This window comes from Singulisphaera rosea (genome assembly GCF_054877945.1).
In genome coordinates, this window is the sequence record NZ_JBTYIP020000153.1 from 1 (window position 1) to 255 (window position 255).

A 255-nucleotide genomic window follows, 5' to 3' on the forward strand; every position below is an offset into this window, starting at 1 on the left:
TGAGGGAAGCCGGCGAGGGGCCGCCCGATGTCGCACTCATCCCGGTCGGGGTGGGGTGCGGCGGGGACGGACCTCCGACCGGCAGCCGATTCCGGGCTTCGGCCCAGGGTCGCCTGCGACCAGTCAGCAATTCCTCAACCCGGACGGGTGAGGACGGGGAGCCTGGCCTCGCGAGGGGGCAGGGGACTCGATCCACATTATGAAGGGTTTGATCCTGGCTCAGAATGAACGTTGGCGGCGTGGATTAGGCATGCA

Annotated in this window: 1 protein-coding gene; it reads left to right on the plus strand. The window is 67.5% G+C overall.

All coding sequences use genetic code 11. The annotated features are described in order from the left end of the window. A partial coding sequence (locus tag ACYOEI_RS41300; RefSeq protein ID WP_462856506.1) for a hypothetical protein occupies positions 1–203 on the plus strand: 203 nt, incomplete at its 5' end. Positions 204–255 lie beyond the last annotated feature (52 nt).